We start from the raw sequence: 23,700 nt of genomic DNA, 5'->3' as shown, positions 1-23,700 counted from the left end.
AGGAGGTGACGACATGCGAAAAGGCTCCGCCAGTTCCCAGAGCGGTGATTCGCCTTACGCCAGTACGCCGTCACCTGTGGCCAGCTGCTGATCACCGCTCGCCGGTACCCGTTCTCGGCAGTCCGTCGAGGCTGCCGAGAATTCTGACCGGGCACTTCCCGGTTTCCGCGCTGCCCGCTACATGGCAGTCGTCTCCACACGTAGGCCGAGCATGTCGCCATTTCGCTCGGTGCCCCTGCGGATGATTTCGAAAAAGGTCTTTTCATGAACCGCGAGGACATAGTCTTCCACGCCCGTGCCCTACTCGACCGGCCCGATGCCGACGCGTTCGCAAGGCTGATGCGCAGCGCGCCGCCGGCCGACGTCGCCGACGCCCTGCGCGACAGCCCACCGAAGCAGGTGGCCGCCCTCCTGGCACCGGTTCCGGCCAAGGCCCAGGCCCGCCTGTTCGTTGAACTTCCGGACGTGCAGCAGGACGCCGTCCTGGCCGAGATGCCGCCTGCCGCGGTGGTGCCGCTGGTGTCCGCGCTGCCCTCCGACGAGCGGGCCGACCTGTACAACCGGCTCAGCCCGGACGGACAGCGCCGGCTGCTGCCGTCCCTGGCCCAGGCCGAACGCGACGACATGCTGCACCTCGCGCGCTATCCGGAAGGCACCGCGGGCGCGGCCGTCACCTCCCAGTACGCCACCGTCCCCGCGGGCACGACCGTGGCCAACGCCCTGCGCGCGGTCCGCGCCACGGCACCGGACAAGGAGACCATCTACGTGGTCTACGTCCTCGATGGCACGGGCCATCTGCGCGGCACCGTCTCCCTGCGTGACCTCGTCCTGGCTGCCGACAACGCCTCGGTCGACCAGCTGATGCGCCCCGACCCCGTCACCGTGCACGCCGACGACCCTGACGAGAAGGCCGCCGAGTGCATCCGCCGGTACGACCTGCTGGCCGTCCCCGTGCTCAACGAGGACAACCGCATGATCGGCATCGTCACCGTGGACGACGCCATGGACATCGACCACGAGCAGGACGCCACCCAACTCGCCCGCTACGGCGGCACCTCCGCCCTGGGCGGGCCCGACCTCGACCTGCGCGCGTCACCGCTGCGCCGGATCTTCGGTGTCCGGGTGTTCTGGCTCGGCATCCTCACCGTGTTCGGCCTGGTCACCAGCACCTTCGTCGCAGCTCAGGAGGACATGCTCCAAGAGGTCATCGTCCTGGCGGCCTTCATCGCCCCCATCGTCGACATGGGCGGCAACACCGGGAGCCAGGCCGCCACTCTCGTCCTCCGCTCCATGGCGCTGGGCCAACTGCGCCCGGGGTGGCGGGACATCTGGTTCGTGACGAGGCGAGAGCTCGGTGTGGCTGCGGGGCTCGGAGCGGTGATCGCCATACTGGAGGTGGCCCTCGCCTACTTCGCCAAGGGAGGACTTGACGCAGGCGTCCTCGCCACCGTCGGCCTGAGCATGCTGGTGTGCACCGTCCTGGGCGGCGTCATCGGTGGCCTCCTCCCCTTTGTCGCGCGCCGCATCGGCACCGACCCCGCCACGCTCAGCGCACCGTTGATCACCTCGGTGATGGACCTGATCGGCGTGTTCGTCTACTTCGGCTTCGCCTACCTGTTCCTCGGCAATCTTCTGGCCTGAGCAGAGCCGTAGGACACGCACCGCGAAGTGCCGGCGGCTTGCCGGCGAGGCCGGCCGGTGCCTGCTAGGGCGTGTCTTCAGCGGGGCCGGTGTCGTCGGCGACCGGGCTGGGGTGGTTGACATGGTCGAAGCCCCAGTCCAACAGCGAGCCGGCCTCCTTGTAGACGCCGTTGGTCTCGCCCGATTGAGGGTTGAGCACAGTGGCGATGAGGGTGTGGCCGTTGCGGCGGGCGGCGGCGATGAGGGTGTTGCCGGCCTTGCTGGTGTAGCCGTTCTTGACGCCGATCATCCCGGGGTAGCGGGCCATGCCGTGCGAGCCGACCAGCAGCCGGTTGGTGTTCTCGATCTGGACGCTGTCAGCGCCGCCCTCGGGGAACCTGGCGCGGAGGGTGGAGCAGTAGCGGGCGAACTGCTCGTCGGCGAGGCCGGCGCGGGCGAAGGCCGTCAGGTCGGCGGCGGACGACACCTGGCCGGGGGTGTCGTAGCCGTCCGGGGACTTGACCGTGGTGTTGCGGGCGCCGAGCCGGTTGGCGGTCTGCTGCATCTCCCGGGCGGTGGCCGACCAGCCGCCGTTCATGGCGGCGAGGACGTGCACCGCGTCGTTGCCGGAGCGCAGGAAGACGCCGCGCCAGAGATCGGCGACGGTGTAGCGGCCGCCCTCGTGGACGCCGACGACGCTGCTGCCGGCGCCGAGGCCGGCGAGGTCGCCGGCGCTGACCTCGCGTACGCGGTCGGCGGGGAACTTGGGCAGCACGGTGACGGCGAAGAGGGTCTTGAGGGTGCTGGCCGGGGCGAGTCTGCGGTGCGGGTTCTTGGCGGCCAGCACGGTGCCGGTGTCCGCATCGGTGACCATCCAGGCCAGGGCGCTGAGACCGCCGGGCGCCTGCCGGGTGGCGGCCGCGATCTGACGGTCCGTCGGCGCGGCGGGACGGGCATCGGCTGGTGCCGGCGCCAGGGACACTCCGGCGGCGGCGATCAGCGCCAGCACACCTGCCTTCTTGGGGACGAGCGCGTCAAATGCCATGGGGTCACGCTAAGGAGGGCGGGCGGGGTGCGCAGTGCGGATGCGCCAGATGAGCCACGAAGGTGGTGATGCGGGTGATGTGACGGGTCGTAAGGGAGCGCAACAGAAGGACCCGCCCGGTGCGACGGGGGATGCACACCGGGCGGGTCACAGCACTTTTCTACCGCATCACTGAACGGTTACGCATCAAAAACGTGTGCGCTCTCGGATTACCAGGCCACGGGCAGCGAAATCAGGCCACGTACCCGGATCGTCCGGCGGTGTCGTACTTCGTCCCGGGGGATGTCGAGGCGCAGCCCCGGGAAACGGCTGATGAGGGCGTCGATCGCAATCTCCGTCTCCATGCGGGCGAGCGGGCCGCCGATGCAGTAGTGGATGCCGTGGCCCAGGGCGAGGTGGCCGGAGCGGGCGCGGGTCGGGTCGAACCGGTCCGGGTCGGGGAAGCGGTCCGGGTCGCGGTTGGCGGACGCGAGGGAGAGCAGCACGCTCTCACCCGCGGGGATGCGGACGCCGCCGATCTCCACGTCCTCGACGGGGAAGCGGCGGATGGCCAGGGAGGCCGGTCCGTCGTAGCGGAGGAACTCGTCCACGGTGGTGGGCAGTTCGGCTGGATTTCGGCGCAACGCGGTGAGCCGTTCGGGGTGGTCGAGGAGGGCGAGGACGGCGTTACCGATGAGCTGGACGGTGTTCTCGTAGCCGGCGAAGAGGATGAGAAAGGCCAGGGAGGTCAGTTCGTCCTCGGTGAGGCGGTCGGTACCGGCGTCGTCGGGGGCGTCGTCGCGCACCGCGATCAGGTCGGAGAGCAGGTCGTCGCCGGGGGTGGCGCGCTTGGCGGCGATCAGCCCGGTGTAGAACTCCAGCATCGCGCCGATCGCCTCCTTCATCGCCTGCGGGCGGCTGGGGTCGGGCGTGATGAGCGCATCCGACCAGGCACGGAAGTCGCGGCGGTCCTCGGCGGGGATACCGAGCAGATCGCAGATGACGGTGATCGGCAGCGGGCCGGCGTAGTCGGCGACGAGTTCCGCGCGGCCCTTGGCGGCCGTGGCGTCCAGCAGCTCGTCGGCGATCCGTCGGACGGGGGCGCGGAGCGCTTCGACGCGGCGCGGGGTGAACGCCTTGGCGACCAGGCGGCGGATGCGGGTGTGGTCCGGCGCTTCCATGTTGAGCAGGTTGGCGTCGAGGGCGGGCGGAAGGGAGAAGCCGCGGTAGTTGCCGGGCTTGGCATGGCGCTTGTCGAGCGAGAGCCGGGGGTCGGCCAGGGCGCTGCGGACGTCGTCGTAGCGGGTGACCAGCCAGGCGGGCAGGCCGTCGGTGCCGGTGATGCGGTGCACCGGGCCGGCTGCGCGGAGCGCGGCGCAGGCGGCGTACGTGTCGTCCAGGAGGGGGGTGGTGTCGATGGGTGCGTCGGGGCCGGTCTCGGCGGTGTTCTCCATGGCGCCTGAGCCTAGGGCGTGTCGCCGAACACCCGTTGCCCGCCCGGAGGGTGGACCGGGCGCCGCCCGGCAGACGGGAGGGTGACGGCGGGGCCAGGGACCCTCCGCCGGAGGGTGGGCGGCACCGGCCGGGTGGGTCGGTGCCGCCGTGGGTGGGGTGGGAGGCCCGGACCCCCGTACCGGGCCACCCTGTCTGTGGGGTTGCGGTCAGCTGCGCGGGGTGGCGCTGCGCTGGCGCAACTCGGTGAGGACGGTTTCGATGAGCGGCGAGTGGTAGACGTCGGCGACCAGTGCCAAGTGCTCGTATTCGGCGGTGAGTTCGGCGCCGTTCCGGGAGCAGGTGACCACCACGCTGTCGGCACCGTGCGCGGGGAGGTGGCCCACCGCGCGGTTCTCCAGGCCGCGCCGGAGGGCGGCGGCCTCGGCGACCGCGGCCAGTTGCCGGCCGTCCAGGGAGACGGCGCGGGCGCGTTCGAGGACGATGTCGATGGCGTCGGACTCCACATGGCGGCGGATGCCGCGTTGGACGTCGCGGATCTCGGCCATCTGGCGGTTGGCACGCCATTCCAGGTCGGCGAAGGGCCAACGGCCCCTCCACCGGCCGTCGTCCATGGTGACCTCGGGGGTCAGTTCGGTGACGGTCCGCCAGAGGGGCGTCAGGCGGCGCAGCCGGCGCCAGGCAGCGACGCGGGGGCCGGCGGCCGGCAGGCTGAAGCCGGCCAGGACCAGGATCGCGGCGACCGAGGCGCTGAGGGGGGCGACGCCGTTGGAGAGCCAGGGCGCCGGGCGGCCGGCCCAGGACAGGACGAAGCCGATGACCTTGCAGGCGCAGTAGACCAGGCCGAGCCAGCAGCCGGCGGCCAGCACCCGCAGTCCGCGGGCCAGCCACGAGCTGCCGAGCCGGGCGGCGTACCGGGGGCAGAGCGTCCCCAGGCCCGCGAGACTGGCGCCGAAAACGGCCAGATACAGCACCAGGAAGAGCATCACGCCGGGGGCGTCGGTGTAGGCGGTGCTGAAGTCGCGGGGGTGTTCCACGGCGTCGGGGCGGCCGACCGCGAAGCCGGTGACGGCCACCGCCCAGAGGAGCGCCACCGCGCCGACCGCGGTGCGGGCCTTGGCCCGTGCGCGGGCGCGGGCCGCCTCGCCCTCGCCCGCCGTCCAGCGGAGCAGCAGCACCAGCGCGCCGGCGGCGAAGACCATGACGGAGGAGTAGAGGAAGACCATGGCGAGGTTGGCGACACCGACCAGCCGGTCGAAGCCCCGGTAGAGGCTGGGCGCGGAGAAGAGGAAGACGGTGGCGACGCCGCCCGTCATCACGCAGGTCAGCCCCAGGTCGGTGTTGCCGCGGTCCCGGAGCCAGGCGACCGCCTTGTACGCCACCAGGGCCCAGGCGGCGGCCCCGAAGCAGAGGTAGACGACGTCAAACACCGCTGCCTCCTTCCCGTTGGGCGGCCTCCCGTTGGTGGCGGATGTGCTGGAGGGCCGGGCCCAGTGCGGCCGCGACCTCGGCGGCCGGCCCCTCCGGCGGGAGTTCCCGCTCGGCCTCGGAGGGCACCACATGCTCCATCAGCAGCGTGCCGAGCACCTCGGTCTCCCGCTCGGCGAGGTTGTCGTAGCCGTGGTGCCGGGCGAAGCCCATGGTCAGGCCCATCCGCCGCATCGCGGTGGCGACGTCGACGGACGGGGTCCACATCCGCAGCGCGTCCTCGGTGACGGCCGGGTCCTGGGCGTGGCCGAGGAGGAGGTGGCTGAGTTCGTGCAGCACGATGTGGGTCTGGTGCCAGGCGGAGGTCTTGAGTTCGTAGAAGACCCAGTAGCCGTCGTCGGTGGTGGCGGTCATTCCGGAGACCACCCCGCCCAGGCTCATCGGCACCAGGTGGACGGGCCGTTCGACGCGCGCGGCGACGAGGTCGCAGATCCCCCGCAGATCGGTCGCGGCGGGCAGCCGCAGCTCCTTGATGAGCTGCTTGCACCGCCTGCGCATCTGCCCCACTCGCATGCTCGTCCCGTCCTTGTGTCCGGCCCGCCGCCAGGTGGTGAAGACCCCGTCGCGCTCAGCGGTCGGTGTCGGGCCGTGCGCCACGCCGCTCACCTCCCTGCTCCGGCGGACCGTCCGGCAGGTTCATCTGCCGGCGGAACTGGGAGATGATCGTCGTCAGGCTGTCCTGGACTTCCGGGGGCAGCCCGACCGAGCGCAGCGCGATGGCGCGCACCCGCTGGTCCCGCATGGCGGCCAGGAACCGGAGCTCCTCCTCCACCCGCGCGGCCTGCGGCTGCGAGAGGTCCCCCAGCAGGTACCCGACGGGCACCGCGAAGAACTTCGCGAGCGCGCGCAGGAGTTCGGGGCTCGGATTCGCCCGCCGTCCGTTGCGCAGCATCGACAGGTACTGCTCGGTGACCTTGACGCCGCCGTACTCCGTCGCCCCCCGGCTGATCTCCTCTGCCACGTGGGCGTTGGTGTACGGGGCGCCGGGCGGATGCATGTGCGCGAAAAGGTGGTTGAGCCGTTCCGCGAGCACACTGCCCTCTGCCTTGGACCGGCCGTCGCCCCCCACAGTCGTCCCCCGTTCGTCGCGCCGACCCAACGAGCAGTTAAGGCCGCCGATGCCAGGCCACCATCCTGGCACGCCGGGAACACGCCGCACCAGTCCACATACGGACAGTGAGGACGGGCGGACTTAACCGGGAGTTGAGTGACGACGCAACAACAGTGCGTAGATCCATGGGGGCGCGCACCGGGGCGGACCGGCGCCCGCCGGAGAACGCGAAAGAGGCCGTGTCGGATACTTCCGACACGGCCTCCGACTCACGTTTCCGCAAGTCGGGACGACAGGATTTGAACCTGCGACCCCTTGACCCCCAGTCAAGTGCGCTACCAAGCTGCGCCACGTCCCGTTGCCCGCTACCCCGGGGACTCCCCGGAGCGTTCGTGCGAGACAACAATACCGCACTTCAGAGGGTGGTTGTCGCCATCTGTCGACCGGCGCGGACACCAGGGTGACCGGGAGGGACGCCCCGCACTCGCGCGACGGCGACGCCGGGCGGCCACGATGCAGGCGCGAGCGCTCCACCGGCACCCCGACCTGCGGCCACAGCGGCCCGCCTTGACCTCAAGCGAACTTGAGGTTGCAGAGTCTCTCGCATGACGAACACAGCGACGGACACGACCGTGGCGACCCCGCTGCACGGCTCCCGCGGATTCGGTGAACTGCCCCGGCTGATGGGGCTGATGACCGGCGACGAGAAGCACGGCCCGGCGGCCACCTCCACCCTGGATGCCCTCTGGGTCCTCTACGACCGGGTGCTGCGGGTCTCCCCCGCCACCGCCGACGATCCCGACCGGGACCGCTTCCTGCTCTCCAAGGGCCACGGCCCGATGGCCTACTACGCGGTGCTGGCCGCCAAGGGCTTCTTCCCCACCGACTGGCTGCCCGGCTTCGGCGCCTACGACTCGCCGCTGGGCCACCACCCCGACCGGATGCTGGTGCCCGGCGTCGAGATCGGCAGCGGATCGCTCGGGCACGGGCTGCCGCTGGCCGTCGGCACCGCGCTGGGACTGCGCGCCCAGGGCCGCACCGAACCGGCCGTGTGGGTGCTGATCGGCGACGCCGAACTCGACGAGGGCAGCAACCACGAGGCGCTCGCCTACGCCGGCCCGGCCGGTCTGGACCGGCTGCACACCCTCGTCGTCGACAACTCCTCGGCCACCCACGGCTGGCGCGGCGGGATCGCCTCGCGCTTCGAGGCCGCGGGCTGGTCCGCGACGACCGTGGACGGCCGCGACCACCGGGCGCTGTACGAGGCGTTCCGCGCCCCGCACCCGGGGCGGCCGCACGCGGTGGTCGCCCGCGTCGAGCCGAAGAGCGCCACCGGCCCGGCGCGCGCGGCCTGACCGCGCCACCTGGCCCCGCCCCCTGAACGACCCGTACTTCGAGAGGAATTCAGTGATGGACACCATGCGTGAGCGTTTCGCCGCGGTCACCTCGCGGCTGCTGGACGAGGACCCGCGGCTGGCCGTGGTGCTCGCCGACATCGGCGTCGACGGCTTCGCGGACGCGGCCCGGCGGCACCCCGAGCGGGTGGTGAACGTCGGCATCCGCGAGCAGTTGCTGATCGGGGTCGGCGGCGGGCTGGCGCTGACCGGGATGCGGCCGATCGTGCACACCTTCGCCAGTTTCCTGGTGGAGCGCCCCTTCGAGCAGCTGAAGCTGGACTTCGGCCACCAGGGGACCGGCGGGGTGCTGGTCAGCGCCGGCGCCTCCTACGACTGGCCGAGCGGCGGTTTCACGCACATGGCACCGGGTGACGTGGCGCTGCTGGACACCCTCGACGGCTGGACCGTGCATGTGCCCGGCCACCCGGACGAGGCCGAGGCGCTGCTCCGGAAGGCCGCCGCGGCCGGTGACGACAAGGTCTACGTGCGGCTGTCCGTACAGGCCGACGGGGCGCCGCGGCCGGTGGACGGGGCAGGGTTCACGACGGTGCGGGAGGGGGGCCGCGGGGTGGTGGTCGCCGTCGGACCGATGCTGGACCACGTGCTGGCCGCCACCGAGGGGCTGGACGTGACCGTGCTCTACGCGACGACCGTGCGGCCCTTCGACGGCCGGGCGCTGCGGGCCGCCGCGGACGCCGCCGGCTCCGCCGACGTGGTGCTGGTCGAGCCGTACCTGGCCGGGACCTCCACCGGCCACGCCAACGACGCGCTGGCGGACCGGCCGCACCGGGTGCTCGGGCTCGGCGTCGGCCGCCGGGAGCTGCGCCGCTACGGGCAGCTCGACGAGCACCTGGCGGCGCACGGCCTCGATCCGCGGGGCCTGCGGGAGCGCCTCACCGGGTTCCTCGGTCGGTAGGCGGGTCAGAGGTGCGCGTCGAGCCAGGTCAACAGGTCGTCCTGGACCTCGTCGCGGTTGGTCTCGTTGAGGATCTCGTGGCGGGCGTCCGGGTAGGCGCGCCAGGTGAGGTCGCGGGTGCCGAGGTAGCGGAAGTCCTCCAGGAGTTCGTGGACCAGGGTCATCCGCTGGTGGCAGGGGTCCTGGTCGCCGACCGCGACATGGACGGGCAGGCCGCGGGGGATCCGGGCGAGGTGGGCGGGGTCGTTGATCTTGCGGATGGCGCGTACCCAGTCCAGGGCCAGGCCGGCGGAGAACGGGAAGCCGCAGTCGTCGTCGGCGGCGTAGCGGTCGACCTCGGCGGTGTCCCGGGAGAGCCATTCGAAGCCGGTGCGGTGCGCGAAGGCGTCGTTGAAGGAGCCGAAGGTGCGGGGGAGGAAGGCGGAGGGGTGGGCCCGGCCGTGGGTGGCGCTCTCCGCCTCCAGTTCGGCCGCGGCGGCGTCGATGTCGAGGCCGGGCAGGGTGCGGAAGGCGCCGGTGAGGATCAGTCCGGCGAGGTCGGCGCCGTACTCCTGGGCGTAGTCGCGGGCCAGCATCGCGCCCATGCTGTGGCCGAGGAGGACCAGCGGGAGGCCGGGGTGGGCGGCGGCCGCGTGGTCGCCGATGCCCTTGAGGTCGCCGACGACGGCCCGCCAGGCGTCGTCGCCGGCGACCCCGCGGCCACCGGTGGAGGGGGCGGTGGCGCCGTGGCCGCGGTGGTCGGAGGCGATGACGGCGTAGCCGTGGCCGGTCAGGAAGCGGGCGAAGCGGTCGTAGCGGCGGGCGTGTTCGGCGGCGCCGTGGGCGATCTGGACCAGGGCGCGCGGGGTGCCGGTCTCCGGGAGCCAGGTGTAGGTGGCGATGCGGGCGCCGTCGGGGGCGTGGTGGACGTCCTGCTGCATGGTGCACTCCTGGGGCCGGTGGGTCGGTGGTCGCGCCCACTCTGGCCCGCGGCGCGGCGCTTGGCCATGGGGCGCGCGTGGCGGAGATGGCCCGTGGCCCGCCCGGCGTGACACGATCGGGCGGTTCTGTGCCGGCACTGCTCCGCAACCCCCTTTCACAGGAGGAACGTTGGACACCGCAGACCGCTCCGCACACCCCTCGATCCCGCGCTATCCGCTGACCCGCCGCAGATTCCTCCAGGGCACCGCCTCGGCCGCCGCCGCGACCGGACTCGCCGGCATCGCCACCCCCGCGGCCGCGACCGGGCCGGTGGCCCCGTCCGCGGGCGCGCCCACGGTGCTCTCCTTCACCGCCGCCACCAACGGCGCGGCCACCCTCGCCCCGTCCGGTGACCGGCTGGTCGCCGAGGTGCAGAACGTCCTGTGGTCGCTGCCCCGCCGCGGCGGCCAGGCACGGGCGCTGACCCCGCCCGATCTGGAGCCCACCCGCCCGGTGTACTCCCCCGACGGCCGCCGGCTGGCGGTCTGCGCCTATCGGGGCGGCAACTTCCATCTGTGGGCGCTGGCCCCGGACGGCTCGGGCCTGACGCAGCTGACCGACGGCCCCTGGGACGACCGGGGGCCGGCCTGGTCGCCCGACGGGACACGGATCGCGTTCGCCTCGGAGCGCGGCGGCGACCCGGTGGCCGGCAGCCCGTACCGGATGTGGGTACTGGAGGTGGCGTCCGGGCGGCTGACCCGGGTGACCGGACTGCCCGGCCAGGACGGTCCCCATCAGGGCGGCGCCTGGGAGGACTTCGATCCGTGCTGGTCGCCGGACGGTTCCCGGATCGTCTTCGTCCGCGGCCGGGTGGACGGCACGGCGCTGGTCTCGCGGACGGTGGCGTCGGTGCCCGCCGACGGGCGGGGCCCGGTGCGCACCGAGCACACCGAGACCGCCGCGGCGCAGGTGATGGTGCCCGCGCTGTCCCCCGCCGGGCGGCTGGCGTACCTGCGCACCACCGACGCTCCCGGACCGACCTGCACGCTGGTGGTGGACGGTGCGGCGGTGGCGGTGGACGGCGACGTGGAGCCGGTGCCGCCGCGCTGGGTGTCGCGGGAGGAGCTGCTGCTGACGGTCGGCGGGCAGTTCCGGATCGTCCGGCCCGACGCGCCGCAGCGGGTCGAGACCGTCCCGTTCGCCGCGCGGCTGCCGCTGGACCGGCCGCGGTACCGCGTCAAGGACTACGGCTTCGCGCGCACAGCGGGCGGCCCGGTCCGCGGCATCCATCTGCCGGCGCTCTCCCCCGACGGCCGCAAGGTCGCGTTCGCCGCGCTCAACTCCCTGTGGGTGGCGCCGACTTCCGGCGGGGGCGCCCCGCGCCGGATCACCGCCGCCGCGGCCACCCGGTACGTGCTCGCGCCGAGTTGGTCCCGGGACGGGCGGTCGCTGGTGTACGCGGACGACCGGGACGGGCTGTTCGCGGTGCGCCGCCATGAGCTGGACTCGGGGGCGGAGACGGTGCTGGCGGCCGGCGGGCGGGTGCAGCCGGCGCTGTCGCCGGACGGCGGCCGGCTGGCGGCGCTGGACATGGCGGGCAATCTCGCCGTGCGGACGCTGGCGGGCGGCGCGGAGCGGGTGCTGGCCGCGCCGATGGGTGCGGGCGGGCTGCCGGGCCGGCCCAGTTGGTCGCCGGACGGGCGCTTCCTGGCGCTGTGCGACCGCAACCGGCTCAACCGCCGGTTCCGCGAGGGCTACAACGTGATCCGGATCGTCGACGCGGAGACCGGGAAGGACCGGCTGTACGAGGTCGCCGAGCATGTCTCGATCTCCGACCGCTACGACTCCGGGCCGGTGTGGTCGCCGGACGGCACGTGGCTGGCGCTGATCGCCGAGTCGGCGCTGTGGGTGCTGCCGGTGCGGCCGGACGGGACGCCGGCGGGCGCGCCGCGGCAGCTGACCGAGGAGGCCGCGGACCATCCGTCGTGGTCCGGGGACTCCGGGACGCTGCTGTACCTGTCGGCGGGGAAGCTGCGGCTGATCCCGGTGTCCGGCGGTGCGGCGCGGACCGTTGCGGTGGCGCTGACGCAGCGGCCGGCGCGCGCCCGGGACACCGTGGTCCGCGCGGGCCGGTTCTGGGACGGCACCGGTGACACGGTGCGCGAGGACGTCGACGTGGTGGTGCGGGACGGGCGGATCACGGCCGTGGAGCCGCACCGGGCGTCCCGGGCCGGCACCGCCCGCCGGGTGGACGCCGCGGAGCGGACGGTGCTGCCGGGGCTGTGGGACGCGCACACCCACCCCTGGCAGACCACCTACGGCGGGCGGCAGACCGCGCTGCAACTGGCGTACGGCATCACCACCACGGTGTCCTGCGGCGGCTTCTCCTATGAGCAGGCGCGGCTGCGGGAGGCGCTGGCGACCGGGGCGCTGACCGGGCCGCGGCTGCTGACCTGCGGTGAGCTGCTGGACGGCGACCGGGTGGCGTACAGCATGGGGCGGGCGCACCGGACGGCGGCGGGGCTGCGCCGGTCGCTGGCCCGGGGTGCGGCGCTGGACTGGGACTTCGTCAAGACCTATGTACGGGCGCCGGGTTGGGTGATGGAGGAGGCGGCCCGCTTCGCGCACGAGCGGCTCGGGGTGCGTTCGGGGAGCCATCTGCTCACCCCGGGCGTGCAGCTGGGCCAGGATCTGACGACGCACCTCCAGGCCACGCAGCGGCTGGAGTTCGGGCACGCGGTGTCCGCTTCGGGGCATGCGTACCAGGACGTGGCGGAGGTCTACACGCACGGCGACTTCCGGATGCTGGCCACGCCGTTCTCGGCGTCGCCGCTGATCGGCGCGGATCCGGCGCTGGCCGAGGACGTGCGGGTGAGCCGGCTGATGCCGCCGTGGGACAGCGCGGTGGTGCAGGAGAACGCCGGGCGCCGGCCGACGGAGGCGCAGCTGGCCGACATCGGGGTCGAGGTCGGGGTCTACCGCCGGATCCTGGCCGGCGGCGGGCTGGTGGCGCTGGGCACGGACCAGCCGCTGGTGCCGGTGGGGCTGTCGCTGCATCTGGCGCTGCGGGCGCTGCACCAGGGCGGGTTGAGCGTGGTGGAGGCGCTGCGGACCGCGACGGTGCTGCCGGCCCGGGTGTTCGGTGCCGAGCGGGATCTGGGGACGCTGGAGGTCGGCAAGCTCGCCGACATGACGCTGGTGGACGGCGACCCGTTCCGGGACATCGCGGCGCTGGTGCGGACCCCGGCGGTGCTCAAGGGCGGGCGGCTCTACGAGCAGCGGGCGCTGGTGGAGTCGTTCCCGGAGCCGGGTGGGCCGGCGGTGCGCGCGGCGGCCGGAACCGACTGGTTGGAGGTGGGCCGGCAGCAGCGCCGGGACTCCTGCTGCGACCTCGGGCACTGACGCCCGGGGGGGGGCGCGGGGTGGCGCGGTTCCGCGGCGTTGCGGGACCGCGTCGCAGCACGCTCCGAGTAAGGGTTGCGCGGCGCGTGCGCGCACTCCAAGTCGCCATACGGATGCGCTCGGTTGAGGTTTTGCGCGACCCGGAGCTGGTATGCCAACGGATGTTGCACACCGCAGCGTCAAGATCATTTCCGGTACGATCCGCGGCGGCACCGCCCGTGTCGCCCAGAGGCGGAGCGGTCCGCAGTGAGCAGTCCGCAGGGGAGGGCCCGTCTTGCATCGCTACTTCACCGACCGGCGGCATGAGGTACTCCGGCACCAGGTGCGTGACTTCGCCGAGCGCGAGGTCCGCCCCCGGATCGCCGAGCTGGAGGCGAACCGCACCGTCTGCCCCGAGTTGTCGCGGCTGATCGCCCGCCAGGGGTGGATAGGCGCCACGGTGGAGCCCGCGTACGGCGGGATGGGCGTCGGGCACGTCGCCAAGACCCTGATCATCGAGGAGCTCTCGCGGGTGAGTGCCGCGATGGGCGCCATGGTGCAGGCGTCCCAGCTGGGCGTGGCGAAGATCGTCCACTTCGGCAACGAGGAGCAGAAGAAGACCTGGCTGCCGGCGATCGCGTCCGGCGACTGCCTGCCGACCATCGCGGTCACCGAACCGCAGTCCGGCGGCCATGTGCTGGGCATGACCTCCACCGCGGTCCGCGACGGCGACGACTACGTCCTGAGCGGCCGGAAGATCTACGTCGGCAACAGCCACATCGGCGATCTGCACGGAGTGGTGGTCCGCACCGGCGAGGGCTCCAGGGGCCTGTCGGCGTTCCTCGTCGAGTCCGGCACCCCCGGCTTCCGGGTCGGCCCCCAGCAGCCGGCGATGGGCCTGCACGGCTTCAGCTTCGGCGAGCTGTTCTTCGACGACTGCCGGGTCCCGGCGGCCAACCTGCTCGGCCAGGAGGGCGACGGCCTGTCCGTGGCCTACTCCTCCAGCGTGCTGTACGGGCGGCCCAACCTCACCGCCGTCTCGCTCGGCATCCACCAGGCCGTCCTGGACGAGACCACCGCGTTCTGCGCCGAGCGGCGGCGCTACGGGGCCCCGCTCGCGCAGCTGCCCACCATCAAGCTCAAGCTGGGCCGGATCCAGTCCCGGCTGCTGCTCGCCCGGCTGTCCGCCTACCACGCGGTGCACCTGCTCGACCAAGGGCTGCCGTGCGACGCGGAGTTGATGAACGCCAAGCTGGTGAACGTGGAGTCGGCGCTGGAGTCGGCACGGGACGCGATGGACGTCCACGCCGCCTGCGGGCTGTTCACCGATCGCCCGGTGGAGCGGTTCCTGCGCGATGCGCACCACATCGTCGCACCGGCCGGCACCTCCGACATCCAGCTGCTGCGGCTGGGCGAACTGGCGCTGGGCGAGGGGAAGGGCGAGTGGTCGGACCGGCTGGCGGAGCTGCTGCGGAAGCCGGTGGAGGACGAACTGCCCGGTGACCGCGAGGCGTTGGCGGGGGTGTCCTGACGCGGCGGCCCCGCCCCGCCGCCGGCCCGGCCGGTCAGGAGGCGTCGACCTCCTGCTGCCGCCGCTCCATCTCGTGGATCCGCTCCACGAGTTCGGCGGCGAACGCCTTGATGGTGTACAGCCCCTCGCGCCCCCAGGGGCGGGGTTCGCGGTCGATGACGCAGACGGTGCCCAGGGTGGTGCCGGTGCGGTCGATCAGCGGGGCGCCGAGGTAGGTGCGGATGCCCAGTTCGTCGACGACGGGGTTGCCGGCGAACCGCGGGTAGTCGCAGACGTCCTCCAGCACCAGCGCCTTGCGCCGCGCCACGACGTACGGGCAGTAGCCGTGGTCGCGGGCCATGGCCCGCTCGGGGCGGCCGCTGGGCGGCGCCGGCCCCAGCTCGACGGCGGTGTCGAGGTCGGGGGCGTAGAGGCCGGCGAAGTACTGCTCGCGCTCGTCGATGAAGTTGACCATCGCGTAGGGGGTGTTGGTGGTCCGGGCGAGCTTGCGGGCGAAGTCGTCGAAGGCGGGGAGCGGGTCCTTGCCGATGCCCAGCTCCCGCAGTCTGGCGACCCGGGCCGGCGCCTCGTGGTCCTCCGGGGTGATCAGCAGGCGCCGTGTCAGGTCCTCGGTTAAGTCCGGGACTTGGGAGGTCGGATAGTGCCAGGACGGATAGCGGGAGCGGAAGGGGAAGCGCGCGAAGGGGACGTTCATGGCAGCTCCGGGAGGGCGGAAGGGACAGGGGAGGTGAGCAGATGGGCGACGAGGGACACCAGGACCCGGGTGCCGGAGGCGCACTGGCGGGCGTCGCAGCGGACGACGGGGACCTGTGGGGCGAGGTCCAGGGCGGCCCGGATCTCGTCGGGCGCGTAGCGGTGGGAACCGTCGAACTCGTTGACCGCGACGACGAAGTGGATGCCGCGCCCCTCGAAGAAGTCGACCGCGGCGAAGGACTGGTCCAGCCGCCGGGTGTCGGCGAGCACCACCGCGCCGAGCGCGCCGTGGGACAGCTCGTCCCACAGGAACCAGAAGCGGTGCTGCCCGGGCGTGCCGAAGAGGTAGAGGACGTGGTCCGGGCCGAGGGTGATCCGCCCGAAGTCCAGCGCGACGGTCGTGGTGGCCTTGTCCTCGACGCCGGTCAGGTCGTCGGTGCCGGCGCCGATCTGGCTGATGAGCTCCTCGGTGTTGAGCGGTTCGATCTCGCTGACCGCACCGACGAAGGTGGTCTTGCCGACCCCGAACCCGCCCGCGACCAGGATCTTCAGCGCGGTCGGGAAGGGATCGGACCAGGGGTCCTCCGGCGGCGTGGGATCCGCCGGGAACCGGGGGTCAAAGTCGCTCACGAAGTCCATGCAGCACCGCCTCCAGCAGTGCGCGGTCGGTACGGGGGCCGGCGCCGGCCGCGACGGCCGAGGGGGTGCGCGCGGTGAGCGCCCCGCAGTCGACGAGGTCGGCGAGGAGCACCTTGGCGACGGCGGCCGGCAGCCGGATGTGCGCGGCGACCTCGGCGACCGGGACGGGCCCGTCGCACAGCCCCAGGACCCGGTCGTAGTCGGGCCCCTGGAGCCCGGCCGGCTGCCGGCCGGTGGCCCGCACCATGGTCATCAGGTCGAAGTCCGCCGTGGGGCGGGTACGGCCGTTGCTGGCGGTGTACGGGCGGACCAGTCGCCCCGCCACGTCGTCGACCCAGGGTGCGTCCGGGCCGAGCGGCCGTTGCCGGCGGGGCAGCGCGACGGTCAACGGCCACCCGCCGGGGCCTGCTGGCGCGGGGCCGTCGACAGGTACGGCCGCACGCTCTTGACCAGCATCCCCATCTCGTAGCCGAGCACGCCCGCGTCGGCCTCGCGGTCGGCGAGGACGGCCAGGCAGGCGCCGGATCCGGCGGCGGCGACGAAGAGGAAGGTCTGTTCCATCTCGACGACGACCTGGAGGATGTCGCTGCCCTCCCCGAAGCGCGAACCGGCGCTGCGGGCAAGGGAGTACAGGCCGGAGGCGAGGGCCGCCATGTGGTCGGCGACGTCGGGTTCGAAGCCGTGGGCGGCCTTGACGAGGCCGTCGGCGGACAGCAGGACGGCGCTCTGGGTGTGCGGTACCCGCTGGACGAGTCCGGTCAGCAGCCAGGAAAGGTCGGTGTGCTGATTGGCGCGGAAGTCCGCGGCCGTCTGTGCGCGCACATCACTCACCATGATCGGGGTCGTCTCCTCGGGGGCGGGCCGTCGGGGCCTCGTGGTCGGGGGCGAAAAGCGGGTGGGGGGCTGGGGTGCTGCCGACGCCGCCGTCCCGGCCCGGGGTGGGGGCCGGAGCGGGGGCGGGGCGGCCGGCGGCGGTGAGGCCGGCCGCGTAGCTGGGGTCGCCGCGGCTGAAGCCGCGTTGGTAGGCGGCCATCAGGTTGGGGTCGTGGAGGCGTTCGGGGTCGGCGCGCTGCGGCGGCCGGACCGGCGCGTCGCGCAACTGGGGGGCGATGTGGGCCTGTTTGACGCGGCGGGGCAGGCGGGGGCGGGCGCCGTCGTCGAGGGGCGGTGGCGGGGGCGGCAGGACCACCGGGCCGGGGTCGGCCGGGCGGGCGGCCAACGGGCGGGTCCCGGTGGGGTGGTGGTCGGCGGGGTGGCCGCCACCGGGCAGGGCGCCGGGCGGGATGTCGGCCGGGCCGGAGGCGTGCTGCGGGGCGGTCGCGGCGGCCTCGACGCTGGCGGCGGTGGCCGAGGCGAGGCTGCGGACCGGGCGGCGGGCGGCCTGGGCGGCGGAGCGGGCGGGGGGCAGGGCCCGGGGGGCGGGGCCGACGGCCGGGGCGCGGCGGTCGGGGAGGTCGTCGAACCGGTCGCCGTAGGCCCGTTGGCCGCGCACCGGGACCGGGTCCGTCTCCTCGTCCTCCATACCGTCCGGGAACTCCTCCCGGGTCTCGGCCGAGTTGGCGCCCAGCAGCTCCGGCGGCACGATCACGACGGCCTGGACGCCGCCGTAGATGCTGCCCTGGAGGCGGACCACCAGGCCGTGCCGCTGGGCGAGCGCGGAGACGACGTAGAGGCCGATCCGGCCGTCGTCGAGGAGTTCGGTGAGGTCGATCCGCTCGGGGTCGGTGAGCAGCCGGTTCATCTGCTCCTGCTCCTCCGCCGACATGCCCAGGCCGCGGTCCTCGACCTCCACGGCGAGCCCGGCGGTGACGTGCCGCGCCCGCACCGTGACCGGCGTCTCCGGGTCGGAGAACTCGGCGGCGTTCTCGACGAGTTCGGCGAGCAGGTGGACGACGTCGGCGACGGCGTGGCCGCGCAGGGTGCCCTCGAAGGGCGACACCAGCCTGATCCGGGTGTACTGCTCGACCTCGGCGGTCGAGGAGCGGACGACCTCGGTCAGGGTGATCGGGCGGGTCCACTGGCGGCGGGTGATGGCGCCGCCGAGGACCGCGAGGTTCTCGGCGTGCCGGCGGATCCGGGTGGCCAGGTGGTCGATGACGAACAGGCCCTTGAGCAGGTCCGGGTCCTCGACCTGGTACTCCATCTCGTCCAGGGTCAGGATCTGGCGGTGGACGAGGGACTGGAGGCGCCGGGCGAGGTTGACGAAGACCTCCAGCTTCTGCTGGTTGCCGGTGGCGTCGCTGCGGACGATGTCCACCGCCTCGATGAGCGCGGCCTCGGCGGCCCGGCCGGTGGCGGCGAGGTCGTGGGCGAGGTGGTCGAGGGGCTCGCCGCCGGGCTCCGGCAGCGGCTCCCGGTCGACGCGGGGCCGCAACCACACGCCGTTGCGGACCTGTTCGAGGAGGTCGGCGAGGTCGGCCTGGCCGCGGGCGCACGCCTGGCGCAGCCGTTCGCAGCGGTGCGCCTGGGCACGCGCCTCGGCGTTCCCGGCCAGGCCGCCGAGCAGGACGACGGCGCAGACCGCGCCGAGCCCGCCGACCAGCACCGCCCACTCGCGCTCGCCGAGCCGGGCGCCGCCGCTGCGGACCACGAACGCGGCGGCCCCCGCGCAGAGGACCGCCGTCAGCAGGGCTGGGACGGCGGCGAGCCGGACCAGGCGGGCCCGTAAGGCCGCGTCGGCCGCGGGCTCCGGGGACGCCGAACGGCCGTGCCGTCCCCCATGGGGCCTGGCAGCCTCCTGGGACGTCTCGGTCCTCGGCGGGGTTGCGGTAGGCATCGGTGCCCTCCGGATCGGCCGTTGGCAGTTCGCGGAGACGCACGCTAGTTGTTGCCGGGGTGGGGTTCGGACCGTCTTCGGGGTTTCGCTACCCCACGCCACCTCCTTGCGGAGGCATGGCCCGCACGGGTGCACGAAAAGATCCGAACCCCCGTACAAACGAAGGCGGTTGGGCGGTACACCATCGCCCCGACCGCCCCATTTGCCTCGACCTACGTCGGGAGCTCGGTCAGGTCGGTCGGCACCGCTCCGTCCACGGCTGCGGTGGCACGTGGTGCGGGACCCGCCGGCGGCCAACTCGGCCACCCCTGGATCGGCGGTAGCGCCACCCTACGCCACCATGGCTCCACGAGCTGCACCTCCGCAGGCTCGAACGGCCGGCCCGGCGGCGGCAGGGCGACCTCCACCCCGGCCCGGTATGCGGCGGCGACCGTGCGCTCGGCGGGCTCGGCCCACGGATGCGGGGCGAGGTTGAAGGTGCCCCAATGGATCGGCAGCAGCACTCCGCGCGGCTGCCCGCCCTGGAGGTCCAGATGGGCCCGCAGCCCCTCCTCCGGAGTCATGTGCACGTCCGGCCAGAAGTCGGAGTAGGCGCCGATCTGGATCATCGTGGCGTCGAACGGGCCGTGCGCCGCCCCGGTCTCGGCGAAACCGGGGAAGTAGCCGGTGTCACCGCTGTGGTAGATGCGGTGCTCGGGACCGGCGACGACCCAGGAGGCCCACAGGGTGTGCTGGGCCCCGCGCGGTCCGCGGCCGCAGAAGTGCTGGGCGGGCGTGGCGGTGAGGGTGAGCCCGCCGACCCGGGTCGACTCGTGCCAGTCCAACTCGGCGATCCGCGCCGGGGATACGCCCCACAGCTCCAGATTGGCGCCGACGCCGAGCGGCACGACGAAGACCGCGCCGGAGTCGGCCAGTGCCTTGATGGTGGGCATGTCGAGGTGGTCGTAGTGGTCGTGCGAGATCACCACCGCGTCGACCGGGGCCAGCTCCGCCAGCGCCACCGGCACCGGATGCATGCGCTTGGGCCCGGCCCAGCGCAGCGGCGAGCAGCGCTCGCCCCAGACGGGGTCGAAGAGCACCCGTCGTCCGTCGATCTCGGCGAGCACGCTGGAGTGCCCCATCCAGGTGAGCCGCAGCCCGGAGGCGGGCGGGCGGCCCCAGTCCGCCGCGGTGGGGCGGTGCACCGGGATCGGTCCGACCGGCGCCCTGCGCAGCCGTCCCTCGCGGTTGAGCTGCGTACGGATCATCGGCAGCGCGGCGCCGCGGAGCACCCGCCGGGTGGCGGTCGGATTGCGGAACTGGCCGTCCACGAACTGCGGCGAGCTGTGCATCCTCGCCAGCCGCTCCCCCGTCGGCTCGGCGCCGAAGCTCGCGGGGCGCAGCGCGGTCAGTGGTGCGGGGCGGGGGCGGGATGCGGTCACGGCACCTCCATGGTCGGGGCAGTCACAAGATCAACGGACCGCACGAACGCGGGGTTCCGGCACCGCCGGGCCACCGTACGGCGGCCTCCGATACGACACCGGCACTCCCCGTGCGAACGACGCGGCCGTCCGCTGCATTCCCGGACCGGCGCGCCCCACGGCGGAGGGGCGGCCGACAGCACCAGGTGAACGCCACGTTCGGGTGGCTCGCGACCGGCCGCGGCCGACCGGGGGGAGCGGCCTCTACCAACGGCCTCCACCACAGCGACGGCCACGGAACGCACCCGTCCGGAACGGCCCGTCTCAGGCGCGGCGCGGCCCCGCGCCCTCCCCTCCCCCGACCTCCGGCAGCCCCTCCGCCACCCCGTCCCGCTCCCCCGCGCCGAACTCGACGGCCAGGTGGTCCTCGACCGGCCGCCGGTACCCGACGCGTTGATGGAGCGCGTTGCCGGTGGCGTTCGCACGGTCGGTGAAGAGCAGCAGTTCGGCGCTGTCGGGACCGCAGACTCGGCGCGGGCCCACCGTGCCGACGCCCCGTCCCCACCATGACCGGCTCACCGGCCGGTCCCGCGCACCCCGTCCCACGCTCCCTCCTGACGCGCGGTGAGCGGCGGCCGACTCACCCTCCGCTCCCCCGCCCTCCGGACGTGAGCAGCGACTTCTCGGCGCCGTGCCTCCCACGCGTCACACCAGTCCCGAACATCCCGATATGAGGCGAGTGTGCGTCTAGACTCCCGTCGGCGGGCGCACCGCGGCCGCGGCCGCTCCCACCAGCACGGGACTCGTCTCACCAGCAAGGGATTCAGGGACGCTTGTGACCTTCCAGCAGGTATCTGAGCCATATGACGTACTCGTCGTCGGCGGATCGGGCGTGGACACCAACGTGCGGGTCACCGCGCTGCCCATGCCGTTCGCCGACAGCCATCGTGTGCCGCCCATCCGTGAGGGCGCCGGGCACACCGGTACCGGTGTCGCACTCGGCTGCGCGGCGCTGGGACTCACCACCGGATTCGTGGACTTCCTCGGCGACGACCCGCCGGGCACCCTGGTCCGCGAGCGGATGGCCGGCAGCGGTGTCGACTTCCGCCCGCTGGTCTCCCCGCACGGCACCCGCCGGGCCATCAACCTCGTCTCGCCGGACGGCCGCCGGATGTCCTTCTACGACGCCCGCGACCCGCTCGATCTGCGCATGCCGCCCGAGCACTACCTCCCCCTTCTGCGCCGCACCCGGCACGTCCACCTGTCGATCACCCACTTCGCCCGCTACCTCTTCGACGACATCGAGGCGCTGGACGTCCCGGTCTCCACGGACCTGCAGGACTGGGACGGCCTGACCCAGCACCACCGCGAGTTCGCGCTCCGCTCGAAGCTGGTCTTCCTCAGCACGACGGGCGCCGGCGAGCGGATCGGGTCGATCATGCGGGACATCCTCAGCGAGGGGCGCGCCGAGGCCGTCATCGCCACCGCCGGCGCGGGCGGCGCCTACCTCCTCACGCACGAGGACCGCACCCCGCGGCTGGTGCCCCCCGCCGTGCCGCCCGGGCCGGTCGTGGACAGCAACGGCGCCGGCGACGCCTTCACCTCCGGCTTCCTCTACGGCCGGCTGACGGGCCAGGACCTGGACGAGTGCGCCCGGCTCGGCTCCGTCGCGGGTGCCCACGCCTGCACGGCAGCGGGCACCCACACCGCCCTCGCCGGGCCGGACGACCTCCGCGCCGGGCAGAGTTCGCCACCCCCGCCGGCTCCGATGCCCGCCGCCCAGGCTCAGGTCTCCCGCACCGGGGCGTAGCTCTCCGCGCCGAGCCCGAAGGTCCAGGCGACGCCCTCCCGCGCCGTCCGCGTCCGGGGCGGCACCCGCAGCCAGTACGTGCGGCGGGTGCCGTCCGGCTCGGGCGTGGAGTTGATCACCTCGACCATCACCACCGGCTCGTCGTCGGCCAGGTCTATCCGCCACAGCACCCCGGTCTCGTCGCGGTGCAGCGGCCGCGCCCCGGACTCCGCCAGATAGCGGTCGTAGCCGTAGAACTCCAGCATGACGCGGCGGAGTTCGGCGTTCTCCTCCGTGCGGATGCGCTCCGGGGTGAGGCCGGCGAGCTCGTCCAGGAAGGCGGCCGGGACCGGCATCCCCCGCCAGGCGTGCAGTGCGAAGCCGTCGGGGAAGGCCAGCGCCGGGCCGTCCGCGCGGTCCAGCCGCCCGGCCTCGTCCCGGTGCAGCTCGGCCGGCCGCTCGGCGACGAGGGCGACCTTCTCGTACGGCCACCACCAGCCGGCGCTGCGGGCCACCGCGGCGAGTCCGGCCAGCCGCCCGTCCGCCGTGCCGAACGCGGCCAGCCAGGGTGCGTCGTGTTGTCCGTGCACCGCGTCCAGCAGCGCCAGCCGCACCGCGGCCGGGCCCTCCGCGGCCCCGGCCAGCTCCTCGACGACGCCCCGCGCCATCCGCTCGGTCAGTGTGCGGGTGGTGTCCCACAGCCGGCCGCCGGTGCGCTGCCAGTGCGCGCTCCAGGACGCGCGTCCCAACGCGGCGTGCCGGGCGTCCCGTTCGGCCGCCCAGGGCCGGCTGCGGACCGCGTCGCGCACGCTCGCGCCCAGCTCGCCCGGCGGCGCCGCGAGCACCCGGGCCACCGCCGCCCGCGGCGAGGCCGCCCACTCCACGCGCTCCGGCTCCACCAGCCCGGCGAGCCGGTAGGCCAGCCGCACGCCCTCCTCGGCGGCACCCCGGTCCGCCGCCCCCGTGGCAGCCGCCACCCGGCGCCACTCCTCGACGTCGACGGTCGCCCCGGCAGTCCCGCCCGCTTCCGCCGACGCCGCCGAGTTCGCCGCTTCCGCCACCACCACCGTCTCCGTCTCCGTCACTTTCTCCCCCACCGTCACCTGTGCCACGTCCAACTCCCCGCTCTCCCCGCTCTTCCGTTCCCGCGCTCGTTCCCGTACGCCGCTCCGTACGGTGCTGCTGCCGGCCCCGGCTCCGGCCGTGCCCGTCAGGCCGATATCTGGTGCAAGAGGGCCTAGTCCGCCACCAGTCGCACCGAGCCGGGCACGTATTCCCGCTGGCGGACCACGCGGTACCAGCCCTTCGGGAGCGATATCGCGGCGTGCTCCTCGTGGACCACCCGGCCGCCGTCCGGCAGGTGCAGCAGCATCGGGCCCCACTCCCCCGTCACGTGCTTGAGCGCTCCGGGGCCGACCACCGCATGGGCGTGGCCGGTGACTTCGCCGAGCGCCAGCACCATCCGCCCGCGGGCGTCGCGCGGTTCGTCCGGCAGCCCCGCCGCATGCTCCGGCAGCGCCGTCGGCGCGACCGGCACGATCAGTACGTCTCCCTGTCGGTACACGACCGTTGCTCCCCTCGTCCGGGCCCGCCGCGCGGCGGTCGTGCCGTGCGTCGCGAGCTACCGAAAACGTTAGGGGGAG

At 73.8% G+C, this 23,700-nt stretch carries 21 protein-coding genes and 1 tRNA gene; 6 read left to right on the top strand and 16 right to left on the bottom strand.

The features are described from left to right. The first annotated feature begins 264 nt into the window (after positions 1-264). Entirely contained in the window at positions 265-1,641 is a 1,377-nt protein-coding gene (gene mgtE / locus ACIQE0_RS01285; RefSeq protein ID WP_402328159.1) for a magnesium transporter, read from the top strand. A 64-nt stretch (positions 1,642-1,705) separates the two neighbouring features. Here the strand turns inward: mgtE and ACIQE0_RS01280 are convergent, their stop codons facing one another. The 6 genes from ACIQE0_RS01280 to ACIQE0_RS01255 all read right to left on the bottom strand — a co-directional run bounded on the left by ACIQE0_RS01280 (position 1,706) and on the right by ACIQE0_RS01255 (position 6,993). After that, on the bottom strand, positions 1,706-2,665 hold the full coding sequence (locus ACIQE0_RS01280) for a D-alanyl-D-alanine carboxypeptidase family protein (RefSeq protein ID WP_402328157.1): 960 nt from the start codon (positions 2,663-2,665) through the stop codon (positions 1,706-1,708). A 209-nt stretch (positions 2,666-2,874) separates the two neighbouring features. Next, a complete protein-coding gene (locus tag ACIQE0_RS01275; protein ID WP_402328155.1) occupies positions 2,875-4,098 on the bottom strand; it encodes a cytochrome P450 in 1,224 nt (407 codons plus the stop codon). Between the two features lie 207 nt (positions 4,099-4,305). Next, positions 4,306-5,526, bottom strand: coding sequence for an MAB_1171c family putative transporter (locus ACIQE0_RS01270; protein ID WP_402328153.1), 1,221 nt, complete (start codon positions 5,524-5,526; stop codon positions 4,306-4,308). Beyond that, a complete protein-coding gene (locus ACIQE0_RS01265; protein ID WP_366330406.1) occupies positions 5,519-6,091 on the bottom strand; it encodes a hypothetical protein in 573 nt (190 codons plus the stop codon). The genes ACIQE0_RS01270 and ACIQE0_RS01265 overlap by 8 nt, the downstream gene beginning before the upstream one ends. A 61-nt stretch (positions 6,092-6,152) precedes the next feature. After that, on the bottom strand, positions 6,153-6,581 hold the full coding sequence (locus tag ACIQE0_RS01260; RefSeq protein WP_366330358.1) for a helix-turn-helix transcriptional regulator: 429 nt from the start codon (positions 6,579-6,581) through the stop codon (positions 6,153-6,155). Between the two features lie 338 nt (positions 6,582-6,919). Beyond that, positions 6,920-6,993 (bottom strand) — tRNA-Pro (locus ACIQE0_RS01255). A 247-nt stretch (positions 6,994-7,240) separates the two neighbouring features. Between ACIQE0_RS01255 and ACIQE0_RS01250 the strand changes: the two genes are divergently transcribed. Both ACIQE0_RS01250 and ACIQE0_RS01245 read left to right on the top strand, forming a co-directional pair. Continuing rightward, positions 7,241-7,990 (top strand): transketolase, encoded by a 750-nt coding sequence (locus ACIQE0_RS01250; protein ID WP_366330359.1) that lies wholly within the window; start codon positions 7,241-7,243, stop codon positions 7,988-7,990. Positions 7,991-8,045: 55 nt separating this feature from the next. Continuing rightward, entirely contained in the window at positions 8,046-8,948 is a 903-nt protein-coding gene (locus tag ACIQE0_RS01245; RefSeq protein WP_366330360.1) for a transketolase, read from the top strand. Positions 8,949-8,953: 5 nt separating this feature from the next. Here the strand turns inward: ACIQE0_RS01245 and ACIQE0_RS01240 are convergent, their stop codons facing one another. Continuing rightward, on the bottom strand, positions 8,954-9,868 hold the full coding sequence (locus ACIQE0_RS01240; RefSeq protein WP_402328151.1) for an alpha/beta fold hydrolase: 915 nt from the start codon (positions 9,866-9,868) through the stop codon (positions 8,954-8,956). A gap of 169 nt (positions 9,869-10,037) precedes the next feature. On the opposite strand from ACIQE0_RS01240, the gene ACIQE0_RS01235 reads away from it, so the two are divergent. Then, a complete protein-coding gene (locus ACIQE0_RS01235; RefSeq protein ID WP_402328149.1) occupies positions 10,038-13,250 on the top strand; it encodes an amidohydrolase family protein in 3,213 nt (1,070 codons plus the stop codon). A gap of 274 nt (positions 13,251-13,524) precedes the next feature. Continuing rightward, positions 13,525-14,760 carry an acyl-CoA dehydrogenase family protein gene (locus tag ACIQE0_RS01230; RefSeq protein ID WP_402328147.1) on the top strand — a complete coding sequence of 412 codons (1,236 nt, stop codon included), beginning with the start codon at positions 13,525-13,527 and terminating at the stop codon, positions 14,758-14,760. A gap of 34 nt (positions 14,761-14,794) precedes the next feature. Here the strand turns inward: ACIQE0_RS01230 and ACIQE0_RS01225 are convergent, their stop codons facing one another. The 7 genes from ACIQE0_RS01225 to ACIQE0_RS01195 all read right to left on the bottom strand — a co-directional run bounded on the left by ACIQE0_RS01225 (position 14,795) and on the right by ACIQE0_RS01195 (position 20,847). After that, the gene (locus tag ACIQE0_RS01225; RefSeq protein ID WP_366330364.1) at positions 14,795-15,454 is read right to left on the bottom strand and encodes a GAF domain-containing protein; all 660 of its coding nucleotides are present in this window, start codon (positions 15,452-15,454) and stop codon (positions 14,795-14,797) included. Beyond that, the gene (locus ACIQE0_RS01220) at positions 15,451-16,092 is read right to left on the bottom strand and encodes a GTP-binding protein (RefSeq protein WP_402328144.1); all 642 of its coding nucleotides are present in this window, start codon (positions 16,090-16,092) and stop codon (positions 15,451-15,453) included. Before ACIQE0_RS01220 ends, ACIQE0_RS01225 begins: the two co-directional genes overlap by 4 nt. Beyond that, on the bottom strand, positions 16,070-16,480 hold the full coding sequence (locus ACIQE0_RS01215) for a DUF742 domain-containing protein (RefSeq protein ID WP_366330366.1): 411 nt from the start codon (positions 16,478-16,480) through the stop codon (positions 16,070-16,072). Before ACIQE0_RS01215 ends, ACIQE0_RS01220 begins: the two co-directional genes overlap by 23 nt. After that, complete coding sequence (locus ACIQE0_RS01210; RefSeq protein ID WP_366330367.1) at positions 16,477-16,926, bottom strand: roadblock/LC7 domain-containing protein; 450 nt, start codon at positions 16,924-16,926, stop codon at positions 16,477-16,479. Before ACIQE0_RS01210 ends, ACIQE0_RS01215 begins: the two co-directional genes overlap by 4 nt. Continuing rightward, positions 16,916-18,868, bottom strand: a complete 1,953-nt coding sequence (locus tag ACIQE0_RS01205) for a sensor histidine kinase (protein ID WP_402328142.1) — start codon at positions 18,866-18,868, stop codon at positions 16,916-16,918. The genes ACIQE0_RS01210 and ACIQE0_RS01205 overlap by 11 nt, the downstream gene beginning before the upstream one ends. A 212-nt stretch (positions 18,869-19,080) precedes the next feature. Further along, positions 19,081-20,289, bottom strand: coding sequence for an MBL fold metallo-hydrolase (locus tag ACIQE0_RS01200; protein WP_402328140.1), 1,209 nt, complete (start codon positions 20,287-20,289; stop codon positions 19,081-19,083). 303 nt (positions 20,290-20,592) lie between these two features. After that, a complete protein-coding gene (locus ACIQE0_RS01195; RefSeq protein ID WP_402328138.1) occupies positions 20,593-20,847 on the bottom strand; it encodes a hypothetical protein in 255 nt (84 codons plus the stop codon). A gap of 313 nt (positions 20,848-21,160) precedes the next feature. Between ACIQE0_RS01195 and ACIQE0_RS01190 the strand changes: the two genes are divergently transcribed. Continuing rightward, a complete protein-coding gene (locus ACIQE0_RS01190) occupies positions 21,161-22,078 on the top strand; it encodes a carbohydrate kinase family protein (RefSeq protein WP_402328136.1) in 918 nt (305 codons plus the stop codon). Here ACIQE0_RS01190 and ACIQE0_RS01185 read toward each other — a convergent pair. Continuing rightward, complete coding sequence (locus ACIQE0_RS01185; protein WP_402328627.1) at positions 22,054-23,034, bottom strand: DUF6745 domain-containing protein; 981 nt, start codon at positions 23,032-23,034, stop codon at positions 22,054-22,056. The genes ACIQE0_RS01190 and ACIQE0_RS01185 overlap by 25 nt on opposite strands. 260 nt (positions 23,035-23,294) lie before the next feature. Further along, entirely contained in the window at positions 23,295-23,621 is a 327-nt protein-coding gene (locus tag ACIQE0_RS01180) for a hypothetical protein (protein WP_366330371.1), read from the bottom strand. Positions 23,622-23,700: the final 79 nt, after the last annotated feature.

Origin of the sequence: Streptomyces sp. NPDC093097, assembly GCF_044754325.1 — a bacterium.
Lineage (GTDB): Bacteria > Actinomycetota > Actinomycetes > Streptomycetales > Streptomycetaceae > Streptomyces.
Note: the sequence above shows the minus strand (reverse complement) of the source record. Positions and strands in the feature narration are given on the sequence as shown.